Origin of the sequence: Stenotrophomonas chelatiphaga (genome assembly GCF_032054965.1) — a bacterium.
Lineage (GTDB): Bacteria > Pseudomonadota > Gammaproteobacteria > Xanthomonadales > Xanthomonadaceae > Stenotrophomonas > Stenotrophomonas chelatiphaga.
In genome coordinates, this window is sequence record NZ_DAMBRS010000003.1 from 285,848 (window position 1) to 308,628 (window position 22,781).

22 protein-coding genes are annotated in these 22,781 nt (G+C 67.2%); 6 read left to right on the forward strand and 16 right to left on the reverse strand.

The genetic code is table 11. The features are described from left to right. Nucleotides 1-12: 12 nt before the first annotated feature. From RTX79_RS07445 to glyQ, 12 genes are all read right to left on the reverse strand, one after another. Nucleotides 13-687, reverse strand: coding sequence for an EscR/YscR/HrcR family type III secretion system export apparatus protein (locus tag RTX79_RS07445; protein ID WP_312683001.1), 675 nt, complete (start codon nucleotides 685-687; stop codon nucleotides 13-15). Further along, complete coding sequence (locus RTX79_RS07450) at nucleotides 684-1,616, reverse strand: FliM/FliN family flagellar motor switch protein (RefSeq protein ID WP_312683002.1); 933 nt, start codon at nucleotides 1,614-1,616, stop codon at nucleotides 684-686. Before RTX79_RS07450 ends, RTX79_RS07445 begins: the two co-directional genes overlap by 4 nt. Beyond that, entirely contained in the window at nucleotides 1,613-2,701 is a 1,089-nt protein-coding gene (locus tag RTX79_RS07455) for a hypothetical protein (protein ID WP_312683003.1), read from the reverse strand. The genes RTX79_RS07450 and RTX79_RS07455 overlap by 4 nt, the downstream gene beginning before the upstream one ends. Then, on the reverse strand, nucleotides 2,677-3,144 hold the full coding sequence (locus tag RTX79_RS07460) for a hypothetical protein (RefSeq protein ID WP_312683004.1): 468 nt from the start codon (nucleotides 3,142-3,144) through the stop codon (nucleotides 2,677-2,679). The genes RTX79_RS07455 and RTX79_RS07460 overlap by 25 nt, the downstream gene beginning before the upstream one ends. Further along, the gene (locus tag RTX79_RS07465; RefSeq protein WP_312683005.1) at nucleotides 3,128-4,420 is read right to left on the reverse strand and encodes a FliI/YscN family ATPase; all 1,293 of its coding nucleotides are present in this window, start codon (nucleotides 4,418-4,420) and stop codon (nucleotides 3,128-3,130) included. The genes RTX79_RS07460 and RTX79_RS07465 overlap by 17 nt, the downstream gene beginning before the upstream one ends. Next, nucleotides 4,417-4,800 (reverse strand): hypothetical protein, encoded by a 384-nt coding sequence (locus tag RTX79_RS07470; protein ID WP_312683006.1) that lies wholly within the window; start codon nucleotides 4,798-4,800, stop codon nucleotides 4,417-4,419. The genes RTX79_RS07465 and RTX79_RS07470 overlap by 4 nt, the downstream gene beginning before the upstream one ends. Continuing rightward, entirely contained in the window at nucleotides 4,797-6,881 is a 2,085-nt protein-coding gene (locus RTX79_RS07475) for an EscV/YscV/HrcV family type III secretion system export apparatus protein (RefSeq protein ID WP_312683007.1), read from the reverse strand. Before RTX79_RS07475 ends, RTX79_RS07470 begins: the two co-directional genes overlap by 4 nt. After that, the gene (gene sctW / locus RTX79_RS07480) at nucleotides 6,881-8,011 is read right to left on the reverse strand and encodes a type III secretion system gatekeeper subunit SctW (RefSeq protein WP_312683008.1); all 1,131 of its coding nucleotides are present in this window, start codon (nucleotides 8,009-8,011) and stop codon (nucleotides 6,881-6,883) included. The genes RTX79_RS07475 and sctW overlap by 1 nt, the downstream gene beginning before the upstream one ends. Beyond that, nucleotides 7,998-9,707, reverse strand: a complete 1,710-nt coding sequence (sctC, locus tag RTX79_RS07485; protein ID WP_312683010.1) for a type III secretion system outer membrane ring subunit SctC — start codon at nucleotides 9,705-9,707, stop codon at nucleotides 7,998-8,000. Before sctC ends, sctW begins: the two co-directional genes overlap by 14 nt. 5 nt (nucleotides 9,708-9,712) lie before the next feature. Continuing rightward, the gene (locus tag RTX79_RS07490; protein ID WP_312683011.1) at nucleotides 9,713-10,474 is read right to left on the reverse strand and encodes a helix-turn-helix domain-containing protein; all 762 of its coding nucleotides are present in this window, start codon (nucleotides 10,472-10,474) and stop codon (nucleotides 9,713-9,715) included. A gap of 110 nt (nucleotides 10,475-10,584) precedes the next feature. Continuing rightward, nucleotides 10,585-12,654, reverse strand: a complete 2,070-nt coding sequence (gene glyS / locus RTX79_RS07495; protein WP_123700035.1) for a glycine--tRNA ligase subunit beta — start codon at nucleotides 12,652-12,654, stop codon at nucleotides 10,585-10,587. Nucleotides 12,655-12,723: 69 nt separating this feature from the next. After that, nucleotides 12,724-13,638 carry a glycine--tRNA ligase subunit alpha gene (gene glyQ, locus RTX79_RS07500; RefSeq protein WP_057507053.1) on the reverse strand — a complete coding sequence of 305 codons (915 nt, stop codon included), beginning with the start codon at nucleotides 13,636-13,638 and terminating at the stop codon, nucleotides 12,724-12,726. Nucleotides 13,639-13,782: 144 nt separating this feature from the next. On the opposite strand from glyQ, the gene RTX79_RS07505 reads away from it, so the two are divergent. The 3 genes from RTX79_RS07505 to RTX79_RS07515 are packed head-to-tail and all read left to right on the forward strand — an operon-like array spanning nucleotide 13,783 to nucleotide 17,266. Then, a complete protein-coding gene (locus tag RTX79_RS07505; RefSeq protein ID WP_428695972.1) occupies nucleotides 13,783-15,597 on the forward strand; it encodes a GspE/PulE family protein in 1,815 nt (604 codons plus the stop codon). Continuing rightward, nucleotides 15,569-16,315, forward strand: a complete 747-nt coding sequence (locus RTX79_RS07510) for a glutamine amidotransferase (RefSeq protein WP_312683014.1) — start codon at nucleotides 15,569-15,571, stop codon at nucleotides 16,313-16,315. Before RTX79_RS07505 ends, RTX79_RS07510 begins: the two co-directional genes overlap by 29 nt. 51 nt (nucleotides 16,316-16,366) lie before the next feature. Beyond that, nucleotides 16,367-17,266 carry a BPSS1780 family membrane protein gene (locus tag RTX79_RS07515; protein ID WP_312683015.1) on the forward strand — a complete coding sequence of 300 codons (900 nt, stop codon included), beginning with the start codon at nucleotides 16,367-16,369 and terminating at the stop codon, nucleotides 17,264-17,266. A gap of 93 nt (nucleotides 17,267-17,359) precedes the next feature. Here RTX79_RS07515 and tatC read toward each other — a convergent pair whose 3' ends face one another. From tatC to RTX79_RS07535, 4 genes are all read right to left on the reverse strand, one after another. After that, nucleotides 17,360-18,106, reverse strand: coding sequence for a twin-arginine translocase subunit TatC (gene tatC / locus RTX79_RS07520; RefSeq protein WP_123700033.1), 747 nt, complete (start codon nucleotides 18,104-18,106; stop codon nucleotides 17,360-17,362). Continuing rightward, on the reverse strand, nucleotides 18,103-18,588 hold the full coding sequence (gene tatB, locus RTX79_RS07525; RefSeq protein WP_309682134.1) for a Sec-independent protein translocase protein TatB: 486 nt from the start codon (nucleotides 18,586-18,588) through the stop codon (nucleotides 18,103-18,105). Before tatB ends, tatC begins: the two co-directional genes overlap by 4 nt. 15 nt (nucleotides 18,589-18,603) lie before the next feature. After that, nucleotides 18,604-18,834 carry a Sec-independent protein translocase subunit TatA gene (gene tatA / locus RTX79_RS07530; RefSeq protein WP_309682131.1) on the reverse strand — a complete coding sequence of 77 codons (231 nt, stop codon included), beginning with the start codon at nucleotides 18,832-18,834 and terminating at the stop codon, nucleotides 18,604-18,606. A 79-nt stretch (nucleotides 18,835-18,913) separates the two neighbouring features. Beyond that, nucleotides 18,914-19,810 (reverse strand): lipid-binding SYLF domain-containing protein, encoded by an 897-nt coding sequence (locus RTX79_RS07535; protein ID WP_312683016.1) that lies wholly within the window; start codon nucleotides 19,808-19,810, stop codon nucleotides 18,914-18,916. A gap of 162 nt (nucleotides 19,811-19,972) precedes the next feature. Here RTX79_RS07535 and hemH point away from each other — a divergent pair, with 162 nt between their 5' ends. The 3 genes from hemH to RTX79_RS07550 all read left to right on the forward strand — a co-directional run bounded on the left by hemH (nucleotide 19,973) and on the right by RTX79_RS07550 (nucleotide 22,700). Beyond that, nucleotides 19,973-20,935: a ferrochelatase gene (gene hemH / locus RTX79_RS07540; RefSeq protein WP_312683017.1), complete on the forward strand. Its 963-nt coding sequence runs from the start codon at nucleotides 19,973-19,975 to the stop codon at nucleotides 20,933-20,935. Further along, nucleotides 20,932-21,771 (forward strand): alpha/beta fold hydrolase, encoded by an 840-nt coding sequence (locus RTX79_RS07545; RefSeq protein ID WP_312683018.1) that lies wholly within the window; start codon nucleotides 20,932-20,934, stop codon nucleotides 21,769-21,771. The genes hemH and RTX79_RS07545 overlap by 4 nt, the downstream gene beginning before the upstream one ends. 80 nt (nucleotides 21,772-21,851) lie before the next feature. Continuing rightward, entirely contained in the window at nucleotides 21,852-22,700 is an 849-nt protein-coding gene (locus RTX79_RS07550) for a hypothetical protein (RefSeq protein ID WP_312683019.1), read from the forward strand. The last annotated feature ends 81 nt before the right edge of the window (nucleotides 22,701-22,781 follow it).

Below are 22,781 nucleotides of genomic sequence, written 5' to 3' on the forward strand. Positions count from 1 at the left end.
GCCTCCCCCGGGTCATACCGGCACGTCCAGGTATTGCAGCACCAGTCCCTGCGACAGCAGGCTCCAGCCATCCAGTACCACGAACAGGATCAGTTTGATCGGCGCGGAGATGGTGACCGGGCTCATCATCATCATGCCCAGCGCAAGCAGGATGCTGGACACCACCAGATCCACCACGACGAACGGCAGGTACAGGTAGAAGCCCATCAGGAACGCGTCTTTCAGCTCGCTCAACGCGTAGGCGGGCAACAGCGCGAACAGCGAGCGCTCTTCGGCGGCGAGATCGGCCGGCGGAACGTCCGCGCCGTCGGTGACCTGCGCCCGCTCGAAGAAGCGCAGCAGTTCCGGGTCGGCATGCCGGGCGAGGTAGGCACGGTATTCGCCGAGGCTGCCGTCGAGGAAATCCGTAGTTTCCTGCACCGTGGTCAGCGGCTGGCCAAGCTCCTGGTAGGCCGTGCTCACCGAGTTGACGATCGGGTGCATGACATAGAAGGCAAGGATCAGCGACAGCGCATTGATGACCATGTTGGACGGCACCTGCTGCAGGCCCAGTGCGTTGCGGATCAGGGTGAACACCACGCTGAACTTGATGTAGCAGGTACCCACCGCTACCAGGAACGGCAGCATCGCGGCCGCCGCCAGTATTGCGATCAGCGACACATCGTTGTTGATGTGCACGACGCTCATGTCAGCCTCGGCGCCTGCGCAAGCTTCACGGCAAGGCGTTCACCCACCTGCACCAGCTCACCGGTCACCAGCGGGCGTCCGTTGTGCAGCAACTGGACGCGCTCGATGGCCTTTTCAGGCAGGATCACCACGCTGCCTTCCTGCAGCCCGGCCAGCTCACCCAGCGAGAGGTCGATGCGGCACAGCAGCACGTGCAGTTCCAGAGGCAGGTCCTGAAGGTCGGCTGTTTCCAGCATGGGTTCGTCCGACGGCAGGAGAGACCCGGGCGTAGCAACGCCGGCATGGGCAGGGAAATGGACAGTGGTCACGAGCAGGGAATCCGTCTGGAGGTGGAAATCGAACAGCGGGCGGCGGCCGCGCCAGGCACGCGCTGCGGGGTCGGAAATCAGCACGATGTCGCCGCCATGCAGGCGCCGCAGCTGCCGCAGCGTCAGCGCAGTCGCGCCCAATTGCAGGCGGATGGGTAACGCCAGCGCGGCGGGCAGGCGCGGCGCCTGCGTCGCCTGCGGAAGCGGTGCAGTCCACGATTCGATCCACACCGCGCCTTCCGCCGCAGGCACGGTCGTCAGGCCAAGGGATTCGGGCGCTGCGGTAGACGCCGGCAGCGCCTGCGCGTGGTCATAGCGAAGGGCGTCATGCGCGAACTGCAGCGGGTGCTGCACGTCGGTCAGGCCCGCCAGTACCAGCGGGTCCATCGCGGTCCAGTCCAGCCCGACCAGGCCCGGCAGATGCACGGCCGCCCAGTCGTTTGCATCGACACGGCAGACCATCGCCCCGCCCCCCGATGCCAGCTGGAAGCGCAGGCACGTAGACGGCGGCGGCGTGCTTGTGTGCGCGTCCACACCACAGCCGCGCAACGCATGCTGCAGCTGCTGCATGTGCAGCGTCTGCGGATCGATCCGGGCCAGCAGGGCAAGCGGCCGGCTCATTCTTCGTCTTCCGGCACATCAGGGGCCTGGCGGCGGCCCGAGGTGCCGTCGTCGGCGCTGTCTGCCGCGGTGAGCTGCAGGCCGCCCGCTGCCAGCGGGTCGCTGGCGGCCAACGCGCTGCCGATGGCGCGTTGCGCGGACTCACTGGTGCTGCGCAGGGTCATCGACGGCAGTTGGCCGGAGACTGCGACCGGCACCCAGCTGGCCGTGACGTGGTGGCCCGGTCCCCAACTGCTGAACGGCACGCTGACCGTGGCGATGCGCGGTGCCAGGACGGCTGCGGGCAGCTCGGCCCGCGCAGGGTCGGGTTTCGCCGTGGGCAAGCTGACGCCGGGGCGGCGGGCCCCGTCCGCGTGGAGCGGTGCGGGCGCGTGACCTGCAGCGTGCAGCAGCGGCGTCTGTTTTTCCGATGCAGGCTGCAGCGTTTGATGCTGCGGCGAAGTGGCGGGTTCTACGACGCGGTCGTCGGAGAGGGGGCCGAGCGCCGTCGCCGCCAACGGCGTCGCGGCCGCAGGGCCGCGTGCTGGAAGATGGGGGTCCACCCGCGCGGCAAGCAGGTGCCTGGCAACCGGCGCGAAGGCCCGGGCCACGTCGGGCGACAGCGGTGCCGGTGCCGGTGTGCGCAAGGGTGATCCCTGCGTGTGACCAGGGTTGTCGTCACCGCCAGGCACACTGGCATCCGGCTGCGGCGCCGCGTGTGCCGGCCGCTCGGCCGGCGCCCGCATCGGTAGCACGTACCGACCCGATGCGGCACGACCGGCGCCGGCAGCTGCGTCGTCGGGCCGGCGCCAGCCGGGGCCGCGCGTGTCGGCGGGCAGGGGCAGCGCATTGCCGAGGGGCATCGCCCGCGGCGCGACCACGACACTGCCGGCTACGAACAGATTGCCGTCCGCAACCGGAAGGTCGTCCGGCAGCTCATGCGCCGGGTCGGCGCGCTCCTCCGGCAGCGCCACGCTGTCGAGCGATTCTTCGGCCGGTGCGTCGGTGGACTGTTGCGCACGGCGCGACAACGGCACCACTGCGGCGACCGGGATGGGGTGATCGTGGCAGCGCGCCGGGTTCAGCGCGGGGATCGGCGACGACATGTGAGCTCATCCAGTTGTTGGGTATAAAGACGCAGCTCGCGACGCCGGTTGGCCTCGCGACGCTGGCGGTGGTGCCAGTGCTCAAGCTTCTTCTGCTTGCGGAACTGCAGCGCGGCGCGCTGGCGCTGTTGCGCCTCTTCGGCCTCGCACTGCGTGGCGTCGGCCTCCAGGTCGCTGGCTGCATGGCCGGCTTCCAGCGCCTGCGCACGCGCTACCGCGAGGAGACGCAGGCGATCGAACAGCAGGCTGCGGCTTAGCCCGGTTTCCGGTTGCAGCACGGCACAGTCCAAGGTTTCGCTGGCCGACGCACGCAGCCCTGCCGCTTCTTCGCGCCGGGCGGCGGCGACCTGCTGCTGCGCCTGCGCCGACAGCAGTGACAACTGCCGTTGCGCCTGCTTCAACTTCACCAGTTGCCTTCCACGCAGCTCAGCGGGCGAGTTCATGCAGCGCCTCCAGCGTGCGCGGCAGGGCGCTCCGTTCCTGCTGCCCTTGGCGCAGGAAGGCCATCAATGCAGCTTCGCTGGCCACCGCCTTGTCATAGACCGCGCTGACCCCCGGGGTGTATTCACCCAGGTCGCGCATCAGCTGCAGGTCCTCCAGGGTGCCCAGCAGGCTGCGTATCCGCGCGGCGGCCTGTTGCTGGGCCGGCGCTGCCAGGCTGGTGAACAGCCGGCTTCCGCTGCGCAGCACGTCCAGCGCCGGCAAGTGACCACGACCGGCCAGGCGGCTGCTCAGGTAAAGGTGGCCGTCCAGCAGCGATTTCACTTCTTCGCCGATGGGGTCGGCATCCTGTTCGTCTTCCAGCAGCACCGTGTAGAAGGCGGTGATGCAGCCGGTCTCGGTGCGCCCGCTGCGTTCCAGCAACCGCGGCAGCGCTTCGAATACCGATGCCGGGAAGCCACGGCGGGCGGGGGGCTCGCCTGCGCCGAGCGCCAGTTCGCGCAGCGCGCGCGCGTAGCGGGTCACCGAGTCCATCACCAGCAGCACCCGCAGGCCCTGGTCGCGGAAGTGTTCGGCAATGGTGGTGGCGATCAACGGTGCCTGGCTGCGCAGCGCGGGCGCGGTATCCGAGGTGGCCTGTACGATCACCGTCCGTGCGGCGCGCGGGGAATGTCGAAGCCGCTCCACCAGCGCGGCCACTTCCCGGCCGCGCTCGCCGACCAGCGCAACCACGCTGACATCCACGTCGGCGTTTTCCAGCAGCATCTCGGCCAGCGTGGTCTTGCCCGCGCCGGCGCCCGCGAAAATGCCCACGCGCTGTCCTTCGCCGCAGGTGAGCAGGCTGTCCACGGCACGGATGCCGGTACACAACGGCGCGTCGATCGGCCGCCGGCGCCGGTAGTCCACCCCGCGCGCATCGATGCGGCGCGTCACCGCCTGCGATGCAACGGCGGCCGACAACCGTTCTACGTCCACGCCCTGGCCGTCCAGCACACTGCCCAGCAGCGCGTCGGAAGCGGTGATGGTCGGTCCGTTTCCGGTCGGGATCACCAGGCACTGCGATGACAGGCCCGCGCTGTCACGCAGCAGGCCGATCGACGCAATACCGTGCTCCATCGCCACGACGGTGCCGGAGCCGGCAGGCGTATCGTCGTGTGCTGCCTGCTGCAGCCGACATACATCGCCTATCGCCACCTGCGGCAACGGCGCGCGCAGCATCGATCCCGTGATCGCGGCGGGATGCGCGGCAGATCGCCAGAGAGAACGCAGCAGCGTCATCGAAGGGCCTGCAACCGCGCAAGGCACTGGTGGAAATCCTGCAGCGCCTCGGCCAACCGGGTCGGCTCGTGCACGTACTCCGGGTGCAGCAGCCCGCCTACCCTGCCGTCTTCGCGCAGCACCATCGCCCCGGCATCCCAATGCGCCACCGGACGCATGACTTCAGCGAGCAAGGGTTCGGCCAGCACGCCGCTGGCGCGTGCGCCGACTTCTTCGATCGCGCCCCACAGCCAGACCTGCTCGCCTTCGCGCGGGTCGAGATAGATGTCTCCGACATCGTCGAAGGACATGACGATGGTGGAATGATCATCGAACTGATAGTCGCCGGAGTTGGCACCCAGTTGATCGAGTGCTTGGCAGAGGGTTTCTTTGAGCGTCATAGGGATCTCACGACATCAAGGGAGACGGCATCGGATATTTCCGAGAAAGAGAGCACCGCAAGACCCGGCAGCCGGGTTTCAATGAAACGCTTGACGAAGCGGCGCACGTCCGGCGCCACCAGCAGCAGCGCCTCCGGTCGGCTTGCGAGCAGCGGCTCGAAGACGATCACGATGCGATCCAGCAGCTGTTCGGATTGAGCGGGGTCCAGGTTGAGGAACGCGGCACCCTGGCTCTGGCGTATGCCGGAGCGCACCAGCTGCTCGGTTTCCGGCGCCAGCAGCACGGCCGCGATACGATCGTTGCGGGCGTGCTGGGACGAGATGTAGCGCGCCAGCCCACCACGCACGTGTTCCACGAGCAGGATCACGTCCTTTTCGCGCTGGCCCCACTGCGCCAGCGTTTCAAGGATGATCTTCATGTTGCGGATGGAAACACCTTCGCGCTGCAGGCGCTGCAGGACCTCCGAAACACGCTGCACCGGGATGTGCCGATGGACTTCCTTCAGCAGCTCGGGGAAGCGCTTTTCGGTGTCGTCGAGCAGGTGCTTGGTTTCCTGGATGCCGAACAGCTCGCCGATGTTGCGCATCAGCGCGTCGTGCACCAGCTGCTGCAGCTCCTGCTGGTCGCTGCGGGTGCCCATGCCCATCGCATGCAGCTGATCCTGCATGGCGGCGGGCATCCAGCACCGTGATGGCCCGCCATTGACGCCGGGCAGCTTGAGGGCGCCATCCAGCATGGCCAGCTCATCGCTGTCGGCGAGCACGCGCACGTGGTCCAGCACGATGTCCGCGCTGGCGGCGGTGATCTCATTGATCATCACCACCACGCGATGGTTGCCATCGTCATGCTCACGCATCAGCATGTAAGGCAGCTGCATGCCCACACGCAGGTGCAGGTGTTCGCGCAGCTGGCGCTCCAGTCCTGCGCTGCGCCACTTCGCGTGGTGGGCCGGCGGCAACAGCAGCAGCAGCGGAACCGTCTCGTTGACCTGCTTGCTTTCATTGGCCAGCTGCCCGGGCGCGCCCGGCGGCAGCGGCTTGCCATCATGGCCGATCGCGCGTCCGGCGCTGTCGGTGGCCTGCTGCGAGGGCGCATCGTCCGCACGCATGCGCCAGGCCGCCAGCGCGAACAGTCCGGCCGCCAGGGCAAGGAAGATCGGCAGCGGGAAGCCCGGCAGCAGGCCCAGCAGCAGCAGCAGGATGCCGGTGATGAACAGCACTTTCTGGCTGCTGAAGAGTTCCTTGATGATGCTGGAACCCAGGTTGCCTTCTTCGCCGCCTACGCGGGTCACCACGAAGCCTGCGCTGATGCAGATCAGCAGGGCGGGAATCTGCGCCACCAGGCCATCGCCGATGGTCAGCAGGGTAAAGACCCGCATGGCCTCCTGGAAGGACATGCCATGCTGCAGCATGCCCACCGCGATGCCACCAAACAGGTTGACGAAGACAATCACGATGCCGGCGATGGCGTCGCCCTTGACGAACTTCATTGCGCCGTCGTACGAGCCGTACAACTGGCTTTCCTTCTCCACCTCGCGGCGCCGCAGCTTGGCACCGGCGGCGTCGATGGATTCGGCGCGCAGGTCGGCATCGATGCCCATCTGCTTGCCCGGCATGCCGTCCAGCGAGAAGCGCGCCACCACTTCACCGATGCGTTCGGAACCCTTGGTGATGACGATGAACTGCACGATGGTGACGATCGCGAAGATCACGAACCCGACCACCAGGTTGTCCGCCACGACGAACTCGCCGAACGCCGACACGATATGACCCGCATCGGCATCCACCAGGATCAACCGGCTGGTGCTCACCGACAGCGCAAGCCGCATCAGCGTGGTGAACAGCAGCACCGAAGGGAACGTGGAGAAGTTGAGGATGCGTTCGACGTAGAACGAGCTGAGGAAGATCACGATGGCGATCAGCAGGTTGACGCCGATCAACAGATCCACCAGGAAGGTAGGCAGCGGCACGATCAGCATGCCGATGATCACTGCCATCAGCACCACCAGCGCCAGCTCCGGACGCAGCAGGGTCCGCGCCAGCTGGCCGAGGTCCTGCGCAGGCTTTGACATCGTCGCCATCAGACGGCCCTCCAGTGGCGTGCATCGGTCTGCTGGCGCTCCGATTCAATGGCTGCCGAAAGCAGCCCCTCCACTTCCTCCTGTGCGTCCTGGTGCTGTTCCACGGTCTGCCACAGGCCATGCGGCACCGCTTTCAGGAAGCGCCGCATGTTCTGGGCGAATCGCACCTTGTCGGTCGTATGCAATACATAGGTGACCTGCTGGAAGACCGAGTCGAACAGCTTCCGCAGCCCGCCGCCCTGCCGTATCAGGGCGAGCAGAGCCGCCAGCAGGGCCGGTTGGGTGACACCGATGCGCTGCATCATCACTGCATCCCAGCAGCAGGCCAGCAGCAGGTGGTCGGCCGAACGGATCGTGGTGAGTTGCCGCGCGCGCTGCAGCAGCTGGCCGAACTCGATGCGGCTGCAGGACGGGTCCAGCGCATACATGTCGGCGGCCATGGCGTGTTCGATGAAATCGACAACCCGGCTGCGCCGCTCGAAACCATACAGGGAGATCCATTCCTCATAGCAGTCCAACGGCTCGCCGCCCCCGAGGAACTCCCGATAGGACTGCCGCAGCTGGACCGGACTGGCGGCCAGCCGGCCGGCGTGCAGCCGCGCCTTCAGCGCGACGTTGAGCCCCGCCCGCACCGCCGTGCCCTGTGCAGGGCCGCCCATCAGCTCCTGTTCCAGCGCGTCCAGGATCTCGGCAAGTTCTTCCAGTTCGGCACCGGAACGCAGCGTGCGCAGCACGGCCACCGCATCGCTGGGATCAGTGAACAGCGCACTCAACAGGCCACGCAGGGTCGCCAGGTCGACCGAAGGCAGCTGGTCGAGCTGCAGCCGCAGTGCCGCCAGCTTTTCCGGTCCCTTCGGATCCAGTACGTGCTCGTGCCACGCTTGGACAACAGGGCTGCCTTCGTCCGCACCTCGTGCACGGTTGCGCCGCATGCTCGACACCAGCCCGGCCAGGTCATCACTCATCGCCAGCGCCTGCTGCAGCACGCCGGGCTGGTGCAGCCCGGTGCGGCGCATGGCCGCGGTGGACGAGGCGGGCTCGCCTTCGGCGAATGCGGTGCTTACGGCCGGCGGTGCGGTCCGCTGGGGTGGCAGCACGGGACGGGCGTGGCTTGGCTCAATGCTTGCCATCCAGCGCCTCCCGGATGCTCTCGTTGACGCGCTGGTACTGTGCCGGCAGCGGCAGCTCCAGGTCGTTGATGCTATCGAAGCCATCCCGCGGCGACAGCTCTGCCCCGGCGCGTACCCGCGGTTGGATCAGGAACACGCGGACCGTTTCCTTGTGTCGGCCACTGCGGTGGCGAAACGCGTTGCGCAGCAGCGGTATCCTGGCGAGGCCGGGAATGGTGGTGCGGTCGCGTGCTTCTTCCTGGCGGGTGTAGCCGCCCACCAGCAGGCTGAGCCGATGCGGCACGCGCGCCACGGTATCGATGGTGGTGCGGTTGATCACCGGCAGCCCCTCCACCTCCGCGCCACTGGTGGTACCGTCTTCGATCTTCAGCTGCATCTCCACTTCTTCGTCCACGGAGACGCGTGGCAGCACGCTGATCATGGTCCCGTAGGTCACCGCCTCCAGCGAGGTGGCACGCTCGGCCTGCAGGCGCGCGTAGAACGTGCTGTTGCTGTCGAAATGGGCGAGGACGTTTTCCTGGGTCAGCAGCACCGGCCGCGACACCACGCTGGCGTGGCCCTGTTCGGACAGCGCCGAGATCGAGGCCAGGAAGCGCTCGCCATCCAGGGTGGAGGTCGGCGCGTTCAATCCGATCGCCAGGCGGCCGCTGATGCCGACCTGCCCACTCCATTTGACCCCGAGGCTGTCCAGCTGCTCCTTGTGGACATCGATGATCCACAGTGACAGCTCAACCTGCTTGCGCGGCAGGTCGAGTTCGGCCACCAGCTGCTTGACCTTCTGGATACCCGCCAGCGTGCCGCGCACGATCAGGCTGTTGGTCTCCGGATAGGACACCACGATGGTCGGCGCCTGGGCCTCCGCCGACGCGGCACGGGCCGCGCTGCGCACGTCCTGGCGTTCCACCGCGGTTCCCTGGCGCGCGGCTGCGGCGGTTTCCGAGGCGGGATCTTCGGCGGCGCTGTCGGACGCCGGCCGGCGCACGACGATGTCGGTCACGCCGGAGTCGGCCAGCACCCTGGCCAGGATGTCGGCCATGCCCGGCAGGGTGCTGTCCTGCCCGCGCATGCCATAGCGCCGTCCCTGCGCGAAGCTGTTGCGCAGGGCGATCACTTCCACGTGTTCGGCACGTGCGTCGGCGTGGCGGTAGAGCTCGTCCAGGTAGCGGGCGGCATCCAGCACGATGCCCACGTAGACCGGCGAACCCGACACATAGAACGTGCCATCACTGCCGGCCCCCCGCAGCGCATGGCGCGCGTCGGCCAGTCGGGTGCGGCGAAGGAAGTCTTCGAGCACCGCGACCGACGCATGCTGCATGTGCCCGATCGCGCTGCGTGTCTCGCTGGCGTCGTGCACGTACAACGTCTGCCCGTCGCTGTACCAGATCAGCCCGACATCGCGCGCGACCTGGTCCAGCACCGCGCGCGGATCACGCAGCGGGAAGCTGCCCTGTACGCGCTTCTTCTGCGCCTTGGTGCTGACGATGACCGGCTGGCCCATCTGGGCGGCAACCGACTGCAGCAGCAGCGACACCCCATCGCCGCGCGACACGAAGGCCGCCTCCGCAGAGAGTTCACTGCGGTGACGGATCGCGGTGTTTTCAAGCGGTACGTCATCATTGCTGGCCGACTGGGCGAGCGTCGGCAGCGGCAGGGAGCCGGCGACCAGCAGTGCGAGCAGGCAGAGGAAAGAGCGCATGGATTTCACAGGGAGTGGACTGATTGATAGATGGAACTGGGCGACCTGCCCAACAGCGATTTGATCTCGCTGCAGAAGTGCGACGGCGACGAGAATCCAAAATCCGACGACAGGCGGGTGAAGGTGTGTCCGGTGTCGGCGTAGCGATGCAGTACGCGGCCGGCGCGCAGCAACCTGAGCTGTTCTTTCAGCGAGCGGCCGAAGGCGCGCCGGCCGATACGCCGGAACTGCGCGACGGAAAGGCCGTAGCGATCAGCGAGTTTCTGCACCCCGTGATCGGGGTTTTCCAGTACGAAGCGCACCAGCTGGTAGACCTCGCGCCGCGCCCAGCGTGCGGCGATGGCCTGGAACGCCGGCGTGTCGCCAAGCAGTTCACCCAGAAGCCAGTGCTGCGGCGCGTGTGGGGGGTCCAGCGCGCCGCGCACCGGCAGCAGCGCCGCACTGCGACGGTCGCCTTCGAGCGTGCGCTGCAGGCCTTTGGCGTGGTCGTGGAAGGCAAGCAGGCGCGTGGCGCTGTCCGGCAACGGCAGCACCTGCAGGTTGCGGCCCTGCAGCATCAGCGGACGTTCGCCGGTGGCCAGCAGCAGGCTGCCGCCGGTTTCGATCACCATGCGATGGTGGCCATCGACCGAACCGCGCAGTGCACCGAGTTCGACGTCCGCGGCCTCGCATCCCGCGACCAGCAGCACGGATTCAGCGCGTGGCACCACGTACGAAACGGTGGACGCCTGCGCCTGCGAAAGTGGGGAGAGGCTGGAGTACGACATGACGCACATGGTGTTGCGTCATGCCGCAGACGGCTATGAGCCGAATTGCGATTTTAGCTGGGGGCTGCATGGCGGCCCCCACGTTGGCCCGGATCCGGTTTGTTCCCGGATTACAGCTGGGCCAGCGATGCCACCGCATCGAAGCGGTCGGCCAGCCGCTTCAGCAGCGCAAGGCGATTGCCGCGCACGGCCAGGTCGTCGGCATTGACCATCACCTGGTCGAAGAACGCGTCCACCTGCGGGCGCAGGCGTGCCAGCCGTTCCAGCACGCTGACGTAGTCCTTCTGCTGCAGGCTGGCACCGGTATCGTCGATGGCCGCGGCAACCGCTTCGGCCAGCGCGCGTTCGGCGTCTTCCTGCAGCAGGGCCGGATCGATCTGCCCGGGGATCTCGATGTCGGCCTTGCGCAGGATGTTGCCGATGCGCTTGTTCGCTGCCGCCAGTGCCGGCGCTTCCGGCAAGGCTGCAAACGTGCCGATTGCGTCAATACGTCGGTCGAAGTCATACAGCGATGCGGGCTTCAGTTCGGCCACCGCGTTGAACTGCGACGCCGGCACGCCCTTGTCGGCGTAATAGCCACGCAGGCGTTCGATGATGAAGTCGTACAGTTCGGCCACGTCGGCCTGCACGCTGCGCGGCGCAAGCGCCGTATTGGCCTGCGCCAGCAGCGCGCGCAGGTCCAGCTCGAAGCCGCTTTCGATGACCGTCCGGGCCAGGCCCAACGCATTGCGGCGCAGGGCGAAGGGATCCTTGTTGCCGGTCGGCTTCAGGCCTGCGGCGAAACCACCGGCCAAGGTATCCAGGCGCTCGGCGATCGCCAGCACCTTGCCCAGCGGCGACAGCGCGATGTCGTCACCGCCGAAACGCGGCTGATAGGACTCATCGATGGCCAGCGCGACGTCCGGCGACTCGCCACCGCTCACCGCGTAATGGCGACCGGCGATCCCCTGCAGTTCGGGGAATTCATTGACCATGCGGGACTGCAGGTCGTTCTTGGCCAGCTGCGCGGCACGCCGGGCCAGCACGGGGTCGGCACCGACCTGCGGGGCGATGGCATCGGCCAGCGCAACCACGCGCGCGACCTTGTCGGCCACGCTGCCCAGCTTGGCCTGGTAGGTCACGGTCTTCAGGCCATCGCCCATCGACTCCAGCCCCTGCTTGAGGTCTTCGTCGAAGAAGAATTTGGCATCGGCGAAGCGCGGACGGATCACCCGCTCGTAGCCCTTGGCGACCTCGGCCACGTCCTTGGATTCGATGTTGGCGATGCCGATGAATTTCTCGGTCAGCTTGCCGGCGTCATCCAGCACCGGGAAGAATTTCTGGTTGATCTCCATCGTCTCGATCAACGCTTCCTGCGGCACCGCCAGGAACGCGCGTTCGAAGCTGCACAGTACTGCCGACGGCCACTCCACCAGGTTGACCACCTGGCCGAGATTGTCCTCGGTGATGCGCGCACTGCCACCGGCGGTGGCGGCAGCGGCTTCAACTTCCGCGACGATACGCTGGCGACGCTCGGCCGGGTCGACCAGCACGAAGGCCGAGCGCAGCGACTCGACGTAATCCAGCGGCTGGGTCAGCCACACGGTCTTGTCGTGGTGGAAACGATGGCCGCGGCTCATGCGGTCGGCCTTCAGGCCGAACAGTTCGGCATCGACGATGTCCGGGCCGTGCAGCAGCACCAGCCAATGCACCGGGCGGGCGAAGCCCCACGCATGGTCACCCCAGCGCATCGGCTTGGGGATCGGCATCGCCGCGATCGCCTCGCGCAGCACGTCCGGCAGCAGGTCGGCAGTGCGCGCACCCGGCTTCACCGCACGGTGCACGAAGCGCTCGCCCTTGGCGTCGCTGGTCTTTTCCAGCGCGCTCCAGTCGATCCCGGCCTTGGCCGCGAAGCCCTGCAGCGCCTTGGTCGGCTGGCCGTCGGCATCCAGTGCGATGTTCAGGTACGGGCCCAGCACTTCGCTGTGCTGTTCGGGTTGTTCGGTGCCCACGCCCGGCAGCAGCACGGCAAGCCGCCGCGGCGTGGACAGCGGACGCGCATCGCCCAGGTCGACCTCGACGCCGCGCTTGCGCAGGCCGTCGACGATGCCGTCGAAGAAGGCCTGGGACAGGCCAGGCAGGGCCTTGACCGGCAGCTCTTCGGTGCCCAGTTCGATCAGCAGGGGAGACAGGTGGCTCATCGGTTCAATCCAGTTGGGGGCGCAGCGCGCGACGCGGCCGGCGCCCGGGTGTTCGGGAAGGTGCGGGACTCAGGCCTGCGTTCTGGCGCCGGGGAAACCCAACTTCTCGCGCTGTTCGTAATACGCCTGGGCCACGCCCTGGGCCAGCGCGCGCACGCGCAGGATGTAACGCTGGCGCTCGGTCACGCTGATCGCACGGCGCGCATCGAGCAGGTTGAAGGCGTGGCTGGCCTTGGTCACCTGCTCATACGCCGGCAGCGGCAGGCCGAGTTCGACCAGCTTCTTCGCTTCGCGTTCGCAGGCATCGAACCGGTGGAACATTTCTTCCACGTCGGCGTGTTCGAAGTTGTAGGTGCTCTGCTCCACTTCGTTCTGGTGGTAGACATCGCCGTAGGTCACCGGCGTGCCGTCCGGACCATAGGTCCACACCAGGTCGTAGACGTTGTCGCAGTTCTGCAGGTACATGCACAGGCGCTCGAGACCGTAAGTGATCTCGCCCAGCACCGGGCGGCACTCCAGGCCACCGGCCTGCTGGAAGTAGGTGAACTGGGTCACTTCCATGCCGTTGAGCCAGACTTCCCAGCCCAGGCCCCAGGCGCCCAGGGTCGGCGATTCCCAGTTGTCTTCGACGAACCGCAGGTCATGCACCAGCGGATCGATGCCCAGCGCCTTCAGCGAATCCAGGTACAGCTGCTGGATGTTGTCCGGCGCCGGCTTCATCGCCACCTGGTACTGGTAGTAGCGCTGCAGGCGGTTCGGGTTGTCGCCGTAGCGGCCATCGGTGGGACGCCGGGAAGGCTGCACGTAGGCGGCATTCCAGGTCTCCGGGCCGATCGCGCGCAGGAAGGTCGCCGGGTGGAACGTGCCGGCGCCCACTTCCAGGTCGAGCGGCTGGATCAGCACGCAGCCCTGCTGCGCCCAGAACTGGTTCAGGGTCTGGATCAGGCCCTGGAAGGTGATCGGAACGGTCGGGGTCGCGGACATGCGGTCGTTTCTTGGCCGGGCAGAGGGGTGCGCTAGTATAACGAGCGACCACCGCCGGGCGCTGGGCGCGATCCGGCCGGCGCGGCGGCGGCCTTCAACGCACCATGTGGCAACCAAGGACAGAGGACGATGGAGCAGCACCCGATGTCGTCGTCCCCGTATCCGGCAGCGGTGTTGCCGCCCGGCCGGCTGCTGTTCGAACAGGTCGCCACCGCCCTGGTGGCCGATGGCCTGGTCGCCGACAGCGACCTGGAACGCGTGCGCTTTTCCGCACAGGGCGCGAAGAACGCCAGCGAAGTGCATCCGCTGGTGTTGCTGGCCAACCTGAAACTGGCCGCCAGCGGCGGCGGCGAACTGGGGCTGGAGCGGCTCACCGACTGGCTGGCCAAGCGCACCGGCACCCGCTACCTGCGCATCGACCCGACCCGGGTGGACGTGGCCAGCGTGACCGCGCTGGTGTCCCACGCCTACGCGCGCCGGCATCGCTTCCTGCCGCTGGCGGTAGACAGCGAACGCGTGCTGGTGGCCACCAGCGAACCGCTGGCGCAGGAGTGGCGGCGCGACCTGCAGCACCTCACCCGGCGTCCCATCGAACTGGCCCTGGTCAACCCGCTGGACCTGCACCGCTACACCATGGAGTTCTACGGGGTCACCCGTTCGGTGCGTGGTGCGCGCGGCGATGCCCGTTCGGAAACCAGCAGCACCCTGCCCAGCTTCGAGCAATTGGTGGAACTGGGCCGTGCCGGCGACGTCAATGCCGACGACCAGCACATCGTGCACATCGTCGACTGGCTGCTGCAGTACGCCTACGAACAGCGCGCCTCGGACATCCACCTGGAGCCACGGCGCGACATGGGCCGCATGCGTTTCCGCATCGATGGCGTGCTGCACAAGGTGTTCGAAGTGCCGCCGGCGGTGATGACCGCCGTGGTCAGCCGGATCAAGGTGCTCGGCCGGATGGACCTGGGCGAACGGCGACGCCCGCAGGACGGCCGCATCAAGACCCGCTCGCCGGGGGGCCGCGAAGTGGAAATGCGCATTTCCACCATGCCCACCGCGTTCGGCGAGAAGTGCGTGATGCGCATCTTCGATCCCGATGCAGCCTTCAAGAGCATCGACCAGCTGGGTTTCAGCGCGCAGGAAGCGGCCGGCTGGAATACGCTGGTCGAGCAGCCGCACGGCATCGTGCTGGTCACCGGTCCCACCGGCTCGGGCAAGACCACCACGCTGTATTCCACGCTGAAACGGCTGGCCACCCCGGACGTGAACGTGTGCACGGTGGAAGACCCGATCGAAATGATTGCCCCGGAATTCAACCAGATGCAGGTGCAGACCAACATCGACCTGGATTTCGCCAGCGGTGTGCGCACCCTGCTGCGGCAGGACCCGGACATCATCATGATCGGTGAGATCCGCGACCTGGAAACCGCGCAGATGGCGGTGCAGGCCTCGCTCACCGGCCACCTGGTGCTGTCCACCCTGCACACCAACGATGCGCCGTCGGCGATCACCCGCCTGCTCGACCTGGGTGTACCGCACTACCTGCTGGCCTCCACCCTCAACGGCATCCTGGCCCAGCGGCTGGTGCGCACCCTGTGCACGCACTGCAAGGTGCCGCACGTGCTGGAGGCGGCCGACTGGGCGGTATTGGCTGATGGCCAGATGGCATATCCAGATGCCGCCACGCCGTATCGGCCGGTCGGCTGCCTGGAGTGCCGGCGCACCGGATTCATGGGGCGGATCGGGCTGTATGAGCTGCTGCCATTGGGCTCGCGGCTGCGCGGGCGGATCCACGCGGACATGGACCTGGGGGCATTCTCGCGTGAAGCACGCGGTGCAGGACTGCGCACCCTGCGCCAGGCCGGGCTTGAAAAGGTGGCCCTTGGGCTGACTACAATCGAGGAAGTCCTGTCAGTCGTGCCCGCTGCCGATGAACCGCCTGCCCTTCCTGATCGTTGAAACCGGCCGACCGCTCGCCTCGCTGCGGCGCTACGGCCGTTTTCCGCATTGGATCCGGGTAGCGGCGGGGCTGGAAGAACAGGACACCGTGGTGGTCGACGCCGAACACGGCGACACGCTGCCCGATGTCCGCGGCTATGCCGGCGTGCTGGTCACCGGCTCGGCCGCCTATGTGACCGACCGTGCCGACTGGAGCGAACGCAGCGCGGCCTGGCTGCGCGAGGCGGTGCACGGCGGCAGTCCGGTATTCGGCATCTGCTACGGCCACCAGCTGCTGGCGCACGCGCTGGGCGGGCAGGTGGACTACAACCCGGCCGGCCGCGAATCGGGCACGATCGAACTGTCACTGGATCCGGCTGCCGACCAGGACCCACTGTTCAGCGGCTTGCCGTCGCGTTTCCCGGCCCACGCCACGCACATGCAGACGGTGCTGCGCGCACCGGAAGGTGCCTCGGTGCTGGCCCGTTCCACGCTGGATGGCTGCCACGCTTTCCGCTGGGGTGACCGCGCCTGGGGGGTGCAGTTCCATCCGGAATTCGCCACCCACCACATGCGCGGCTACGTGCGCGCCCGTGCGCAGTGCATCCGCCAGCACGGCGGCTGCGCGCGCAGCATTGAACGGGCCATCACCGCTGCCCCGCTGGCCCGCCAGCTGCTGCGCCGTTTCGTGCGCCAGGCCCGCCACGCTTCAGGTCACGGCGTCGTAAAACAGGGATAATCACCGGATGCGGGGCCTGTGCCCTGCCCCTCCCCTGTTTTTCGGATTCGTATGAGCGAGATGCGCAAGCTACCGGCTTCGGCTGGTGCGGAATGGCTGGTGTCCGGCTTCACCCTGCTGCGCAAGGCGCCGCTGGGCCTGGGCATCCTCGGCATGATCTGGGCGTTGGCGGCACTGCTGGTGACGGCGCTGGCGACGATGGTACCGGTGCTGGCGCTGCCGGCGCAGCTGGTGATGGCGCTGGCCGGCCCGCTGATCTTCGGTGGGCTGGTATGGGCGGTGCGCGAGGTCGACCACGGTCGTCCGGCACAGCCGGCGCACCTGCTGCAGGGCCTGCACGACGGCCGCGCGCCGCACCTGTTGGTGTCGCTGCTGCCGCAGCTGGTGGCCGGGCTGGTACTGGGCATTCTGCTGCTGCTGCTGATCGGCAGCTCCGGCCTGGGCCAGCTCAGCGAGGTGATGACCAAGCTCAACGAACTGAGCCAGTCCGGCGCCCAGCCGAGCCCGGCGGAGATGGAGGCGCTGGCCGCCAGCCTGCCCGCCGGCCGCATCCTGCTGTGGCTGCTGTGCGTGCTGGTGGTGTTCATCGCGGTGGCGCTGGCGCTGTTCACGCTGTCGCCGCAGGTGATGTTCGAGCAGCGCAACGGGCTGCAGGCACTGCGCCTGAGCCTGCGTGCCTGCGTGCACAACCTGCTGCCGATGCTGGTGTTCTTCCTGCTCGCCTTCGTGGCGGTGTTCGCCGTCTACTTCCTGGTGATGATCGTGGCGATGGTGGCCCAGCTGGTCGGCGGGGCGATGCTGGCCCTGTTCGCCGCGCAGCTGCTGCTGATGGGCGTGATCATGCCGGTGTTCGCCGGCGCGGTGTACAGCGCCTGGAAGCAGATGTTCGGCGAGCTGGGCGCGCCGCCGGCATTGCCGGACAGCGGCCCATCGAACGTGTTCCACGCCTGATCGAAGGCGGGGCCCGCGCGCCCTCCGCTGCGCTCGCCGGGCATGGCCCGGCGCTACCGGCCATACCGTGCCGGCGATGCGCCGGCGACCGGGTCAGGGTTCGGTCTGGCGGGCGCTGGAGGGCACCAGCCACTTCGAGGCGTGGATGCCGAGCTCGTAGAGCAGGCACATCGGGATGGCCAGCATCAGCTGCGACACCACGTCCGGTGGCGTCAACACCGCGGCCAGCACGAAGATGCCGACCACCGCATAACCGCGACCTTCCTTGAACTGTTGCGGCGTGACCCAGCCGAGCAGCGTCAGGATGACCATCGCCACCGGCAGTTCGAAGCTGCCACCGAAGGCGAAGAAGATCGCCAGCACGAAGTCGAGATAGGCGTTCGCATCCGGCGTGATCGCGATCACGTCCGGTCGGAACGTGGTCAGGAAGTGGAAGACCGCCGGCAGAACCAGGAAATAGGCAAACGCGCAGCCGATGTAGAACAGCAGCACCGACGAGCCAAGAATCGGCACGGCCAGTCGTTTTTCACGCGCGTACAGGCCGGGCGCGACAAAGGCCCACAGCTGGTACAACAACCACGGCATCGCCACGAACAGGGCGACGAAGAAGGTCAGCTTCAGCGGTGCGAAGAAGGCGCCGGCCGGATTGATCGCGATCATCGACTGCCCATTGGGCAGCTGCGAGATCAGCGGCTCGGCGACGACGGTGTACAGGGTGCGCGAAAAGGGCAGCAGGCCCAACAGGACCACACCCAGGCCCAGCAGCGCGCGTACCAGGCGTGCGCGCAGTTCGACCAGATGCTCCACCAGCGAACTTTCACCGAACTCGTGCTCGCTCATGGGGTGTTCTCCTTCGCATTGGCGGGCGCAGGCGCATCGGCCGGCAGCTCAGCCGTTGCAGGTGCCGCACTGGAGCCGGGCGGCACGGTCGATGCGGACGACGGAGGATCCGACGCAACGGGTTCAGAGGCAGGCCGGACATCACCGACCGAGGCGGTAGCGCGGGGCGTGCCGCGCACTTCATCGGCGATCCCACGGCCCTGGTCGTCAACCTCCTGCATCTGCCGGCGCGCCGCTTCGCCGCTGGCGCGCAGCTCGCTTTCGGTGTCCTGCATGGACTGGCGCACGTCCTGCATCTGCCGCTTGATGTCCTCGGCCTGCAGTTCGCGCTCCAGTTCCTGCTTCACCGAATCCCACTGGTTGCGCGCACGGCGCACCCATAGGCCGGCAAAGCGCGCCGCTTTCGGCAGCCGTTCCGGGCCAAGCACCACCAATGCCACGATCGCAATGACCAGCAGCTCACTGAAGCCGATATCAAACACCGCTACCCCTCCGGATCAACGCGGGTCGCGGTCGCGCTCGTCCTGCACCGTGCTGCTGCGCGAGGCATCGTGACGCGATTCGTCACCGAGCTGTGCACCCGGCTTGTCTTCGTCACGCATGCCTTTCTTGAATTCCTTCACGGCCGAGCCGAGGTCCTTGGCGCCGCTGGTCAACCGCTTGGTGCCGAACACCAGCAGGACCACGGCCAGCACGATCAACCAGTGCCAGATGCTGAAACTGCCCATAAAGACGCTCGCAAATATATTCAGGGATCAGGACCCCGAGCATAGCGCACCGGCAGGGGGCCGGCGCGCATGCTGGAAGTCAGTTGCCGTCCAGTGACTCGGTACGGATTTCGCCTTCGGTGACCGGCTGGAAGCCCTGCTGCGGCGGGGGCGCGGCAGGTACGTTCTGCAGTGGCGTGGTGGTCGCTTCGGCGGCCGGCGGCGGAGCCACCTGCGGCGCCGGGGTGGCCGGAGCGGCCGCTGCCGCACGCGGGGCGGGCGCGGCACCTGCGGAACCGCGATTGTTGCGGGCGGCGTAGGTCGCCTCTTCCAGGCGATCGCGGAAGGCGACCACGTCCATCGACGGGGCACCTGCGGCACGCCCTTCGAAAATCATCCGCGGCGTGGTGCCACTGCCATAGGCATCCAGGTTGGCGGCGTCATCGATCTGCAGCACCGCGCCGTCCAGCGCCACCCCGGCGAACAGCCCGCGCGCGCGCGACCACGACCAGATTTCCGCCTTCAACTGGCCATCCGTTGCGGCCGCCGCATTGCGCCCGACCGGGCCGGCCGCCACGCCGGCATCCGCGCCGAGAGTGAACTTGCCATTGACCAGGTTGTCCAGGCTGCGTTCGTTGCGGAACACAAGCACCACGTCGGAGGACTGCACGCCGGCCTGGAAGCCGATGCTGCCACCGGTGAGCTTCATGAATACCGGATTGGACCAGCTGCCGTCGGGCATCTTCACCGACATCAGACCGTGGCCGCGACGCCCGCCGATGACCAGACCGGCCTTGATGGTGTCGGGGATGACGACGACCGCATGGCCCTCATCGAGCAGCTTGTCCGGGATGCCCTGTTCGGGAATGCCCTGGATCTCAGCCAGCACGCGGACCGCATTGCGCGCCCGCTGGTCTTCCAGGGGGCCGGCAAGCGCAGCCTGGCTGCTCAACATCAGGCCAGCGGTGATCAGCAGGGTAAGGCGAAGGCGACGCATGACGGACTCCGTATCTGTTCACGAAGAAGATATAGCAAGTAGCTGAAAGTAGGGCCGTTCGGATGAATCAGCTATGAGTGTTTTAGTGTTCCATTCACTCTTTCGATAACTCTCATTGATCGATCTCATCCCCCCTTCGGACTCCATCGGCGACAATGACCCATGCTCGACGCACCCGAATCCGCCGTGCTGGCGGTAAACCTAGGCACGCCCGAAGCCCCGACTGCCCCCGCAGTGCGGCGCTATCTTGCTGAATTCCTTTCAGATCCGCGCGTCGTCGCAATCCCGGCGCTGTTCTGGAAGCCCTTGCTGTACGGCATCATCCTGCCGCTGCGCAGCGGACGTTCGGCGGAAAAATACGCGCAGGTGTGGCTGCCGGGCGGCTCCCCGCTGATGGTGCACACACGCAACCTGGCCGAGGCGATGCAGCGCGTGATGCCCGGCCGTCGGGTCCGCCATGCGATGCGTTACGGCGCTCCCGCGCTGGGCCGCGAGCTGGATGCGGCCAAGGCCGCCGGTATCCGCCGGATCGTGGTGCTGCCGCTGTATCCGCAGTATTCAACCACCACGACCGCGTCGGTGCAGGATCTGGTGGATCGCTGGCGGCAGAAGAATGGCGACGTACAGGTCACGCTGATCCGCGATTATCCGGTGGACCCGGCCTGGGTCGAGGCGGTTGCCGGGTCGATCCGCCGGTGGTGGGAGCAGAACGGCCGGGGCGAGATCCTGTTTTTCTCGTTCCATGGCATCCCGCAGCGTGTCGCTGATGCCGGTGATCCCTATCCGCGGCAATGCGAGGCAAGTGCTGCGGCGATCGCGGCGGCGCTGGGCTTGTCAGCCAGTGAATGGCAGATGGGCTATCAGTCGCGGTTCGGCCGTGAGAAGTGGCTGCAGCCCTACGCCGAACCCAGCCTGTGGGCGCTGGCCGAGCGCGGCGTGAAGCAGATCGACGTGGTCTGCCCCGGGTTTGCCACCGATTGCCTGGAAACGCTGGAAGAGGTCGCATTGGGCTTCACCCATACCCTTGCTGAGCGCGGCGCGCAGATGCGCTATATCCCCTGTCTGAACGATGATGCCGGGCACGCCGCTGCATTGGCGCAGCTGGCGGAGGACGCGTTGAAGTGAGCCTGCAGCCGTTTTCGCTGCAGCTCGCCGGGCAGGTCGCGAGTGGTCTGCGGCGACCGGGCCCAGGGCCCCGGGTGTTGGCCCTGCATGGCTGGCTGGACAACGCCGCCAGCTTCGTCCCGCTGCTGGACCACCTGCCTGGGCTGGACATGGTCATGCTGGATCTGCCCGGGCATGGCTTCAGCTCCCACCTGCCCCGCGATGCCAGCTACACCACGCCGGCGGCAATCTGCCATGTGCTGGATGTGGCCGACGCGCTGGGCTGGGAACGCTTCACGCTGCTCGGCCACTCGATGGGCGCCGGTATCGCCAGCCTGACCGCCTCGGTGTCCGACCGGGTCGAGCGCCTGGTCGCCATCGAGGCACTGGGTGGCCTGCGCGGACCCGAATCGGAAACGGCACAGCGGCTGCGCGAGCACGTCGATGCCAGCCGAAGGACCGCCATTCGACCGCTGCGGGTATTTCCCACGCTGGCGGCCCCGATCCGCGCCCGGATGATGGCCAACCAGTTGAGCGAAGCCAACGCACGGCTGCTGGTGGAACGCGGCGTGCAGGAAGTGCCCGGCGGCTACAGCTGGCGCACCGATCAACGGCTGATGCTGCCGACCGCGATCCGGCTGACCGAGGGCCAGATCGACAACCTGCTGCAGGCGATCGCCTGTCCTGTGCAGGTGATCTATGCCACGCCGGCCCAGTCCTACTATCCCGAGCCCCTGCGCAGCGATCGCCTCGCGCATCTGCGCCACGGCCAACTGGCTGTGTTGCCCGGTACCCATCATGTGCACATGGAACGACCGGCCGACATAGCCGGGATCATCCTGCGATTCCTGGGCTGAGCGGTTTTTGAAGAGCGTGTGTGCGGTGTAGGTGATCTGATGGGGTGACCGATGCCCTGCATCATCTCCCAGGATCCAGCATGCCCCAGCCCCTTCCCGCCGTTACCGCCGCCCTGTCCGTGCTGAGCATCCAGCGCGTGGCACCCGCCATTCCTGCCGCGTCGACGACGCAGCCCATGCACCAGGCACTGTCCCTACGCACCCTTGGCAACCGCCCGCATCCGCAGACGTGGGAGCCAAGTGCTGATGCTGCCCGGACCACGCCCCAGCAGGCGTCGCAATGTCGTTCCGGCTCCGTGCGCGTCGTGCCTTCCGAGCTGGTACGGGCGCAGAGAGGAGGCGTCGGTGCGACCCCGACGCATGTTGCTGTGGATGCCACCAGCAGCCCGACGCTGACGGCGCAGGAACACGCCGTCCTGAAAGCGTGTTCCTGGCAACTCCGCGCTGGCTGGCGGGATTTCCAGGATGCCCTGGTAGCACACGCGGTGTCTGATCTTGATGCATCCTGGCCGCCGTCGGCACGTCGAGTCTTCGAGCTGTCTGCACATCAATTGTTGCTGGACAAGCCGCCGTCCGAACTGTTGGCGCAACCGGTATTCGCGGAGTATCTCGGCAGGCCGGGCTGCCTGCAGTTGCTGCTGCCAGCGGCGATGAAGTGGCTGGAAGCTCATACCGCCGTGCTGGAACGTTGGGATATCGAACGTACCGGTGCCAGCGATGTTTCTACAGGCAAGCACGCGTACCTGGCCGAGATGGCAACGCTGCTCGGTGGTCGCTATGACCAGGCACTGGGCAATGCCACGCTGCTGAAGATATTCAACGCGCTGCATGAAGAAGGACCCGCGCTGCGCGAACGTGAAGCGATGTACCGCGCCTCGGGTCCGCACTGGGAAGCGTGGATGCAGGGGCTGTCCCAAGGGGCGCCATAACGCGCAAAAGAAAAACCCCGCTGCGTGAGCAGCGGGGTTTTTGGGTATAAACCCTGGCGATGACCTACTCTCGCATGGCTT

Excerpts from the sequence above, each read along its gene's own strand:
- RTX79_RS07445 (WP_312683001.1), bottom strand. The coding sequence starts at position 687 with ATGAGCGTCGTGCACATCAACAACGATGTGTCGCTGATCGCAATACTG.
- RTX79_RS07450 (WP_312683002.1), bottom strand. The coding sequence starts at position 1,616 with ATGAGCCGGCCGCTTGCCCTGCTGGCCCGGATCGATCCGCAGACGCTG.
- RTX79_RS07455 (WP_312683003.1), bottom strand. The coding sequence starts at position 2,701 with ATGTCGTCGCCGATCCCCGCGCTGAACCCGGCGCGCTGCCACGATCAC.
- RTX79_RS07460 (WP_312683004.1), bottom strand. The coding sequence starts at position 3,144 with ATGAACTCGCCCGCTGAGCTGCGTGGAAGGCAACTGGTGAAGTTGAAG.
- RTX79_RS07465 (WP_312683005.1), bottom strand. The coding sequence starts at position 4,420 with ATGACGCTGCTGCGTTCTCTCTGGCGATCTGCCGCGCATCCCGCCGCG.
- RTX79_RS07470 (WP_312683006.1), bottom strand. The coding sequence starts at position 4,800 with ATGACGCTCAAAGAAACCCTCTGCCAAGCACTCGATCAACTGGGTGCC.
- RTX79_RS07475 (WP_312683007.1), bottom strand. The coding sequence starts at position 6,881 with ATGGCGACGATGTCAAAGCCTGCGCAGGACCTCGGCCAGCTGGCGCGG.
- sctW (WP_312683008.1), bottom strand. The coding sequence starts at position 8,011 with ATGGCAAGCATTGAGCCAAGCCACGCCCGTCCCGTGCTGCCACCCCAG.
- sctC (WP_312683010.1), bottom strand. The coding sequence starts at position 9,707 with ATGCGCTCTTTCCTCTGCCTGCTCGCACTGCTGGTCGCCGGCTCCCTG.
- RTX79_RS07490 (WP_312683011.1), bottom strand. The coding sequence starts at position 10,474 with ATGTCGTACTCCAGCCTCTCCCCACTTTCGCAGGCGCAGGCGTCCACC.
- glyS (WP_123700035.1), bottom strand. The coding sequence starts at position 12,654 with ATGAGCCACCTGTCTCCCCTGCTGATCGAACTGGGCACCGAAGAGCTG.
- glyQ (WP_057507053.1), bottom strand. The coding sequence starts at position 13,638 with ATGTCCGCGACCCCGACCGTTCCGATCACCTTCCAGGGCCTGATCCAG.
- RTX79_RS07505 (WP_428695972.1), top strand. The coding sequence starts at position 13,783 with ATGTCGTCGTCCCCGTATCCGGCAGCGGTGTTGCCGCCCGGCCGGCTG.
- RTX79_RS07510 (WP_312683014.1), top strand. The coding sequence starts at position 15,569 with ATGAACCGCCTGCCCTTCCTGATCGTTGAAACCGGCCGACCGCTCGCC.
- RTX79_RS07515 (WP_312683015.1), top strand. The coding sequence starts at position 16,367 with ATGAGCGAGATGCGCAAGCTACCGGCTTCGGCTGGTGCGGAATGGCTG.
- tatC (WP_123700033.1), bottom strand. The coding sequence starts at position 18,106 with ATGAGCGAGCACGAGTTCGGTGAAAGTTCGCTGGTGGAGCATCTGGTC.
- tatA (WP_309682131.1), bottom strand. The coding sequence starts at position 18,834 with ATGGGCAGTTTCAGCATCTGGCACTGGTTGATCGTGCTGGCCGTGGTC.
- RTX79_RS07535 (WP_312683016.1), bottom strand. The coding sequence starts at position 19,810 with ATGCGTCGCCTTCGCCTTACCCTGCTGATCACCGCTGGCCTGATGTTG.
- hemH (WP_312683017.1), top strand. The coding sequence starts at position 19,973 with ATGCTCGACGCACCCGAATCCGCCGTGCTGGCGGTAAACCTAGGCACG.
- RTX79_RS07550 (WP_312683019.1), top strand. The coding sequence starts at position 21,852 with ATGCCCCAGCCCCTTCCCGCCGTTACCGCCGCCCTGTCCGTGCTGAGC.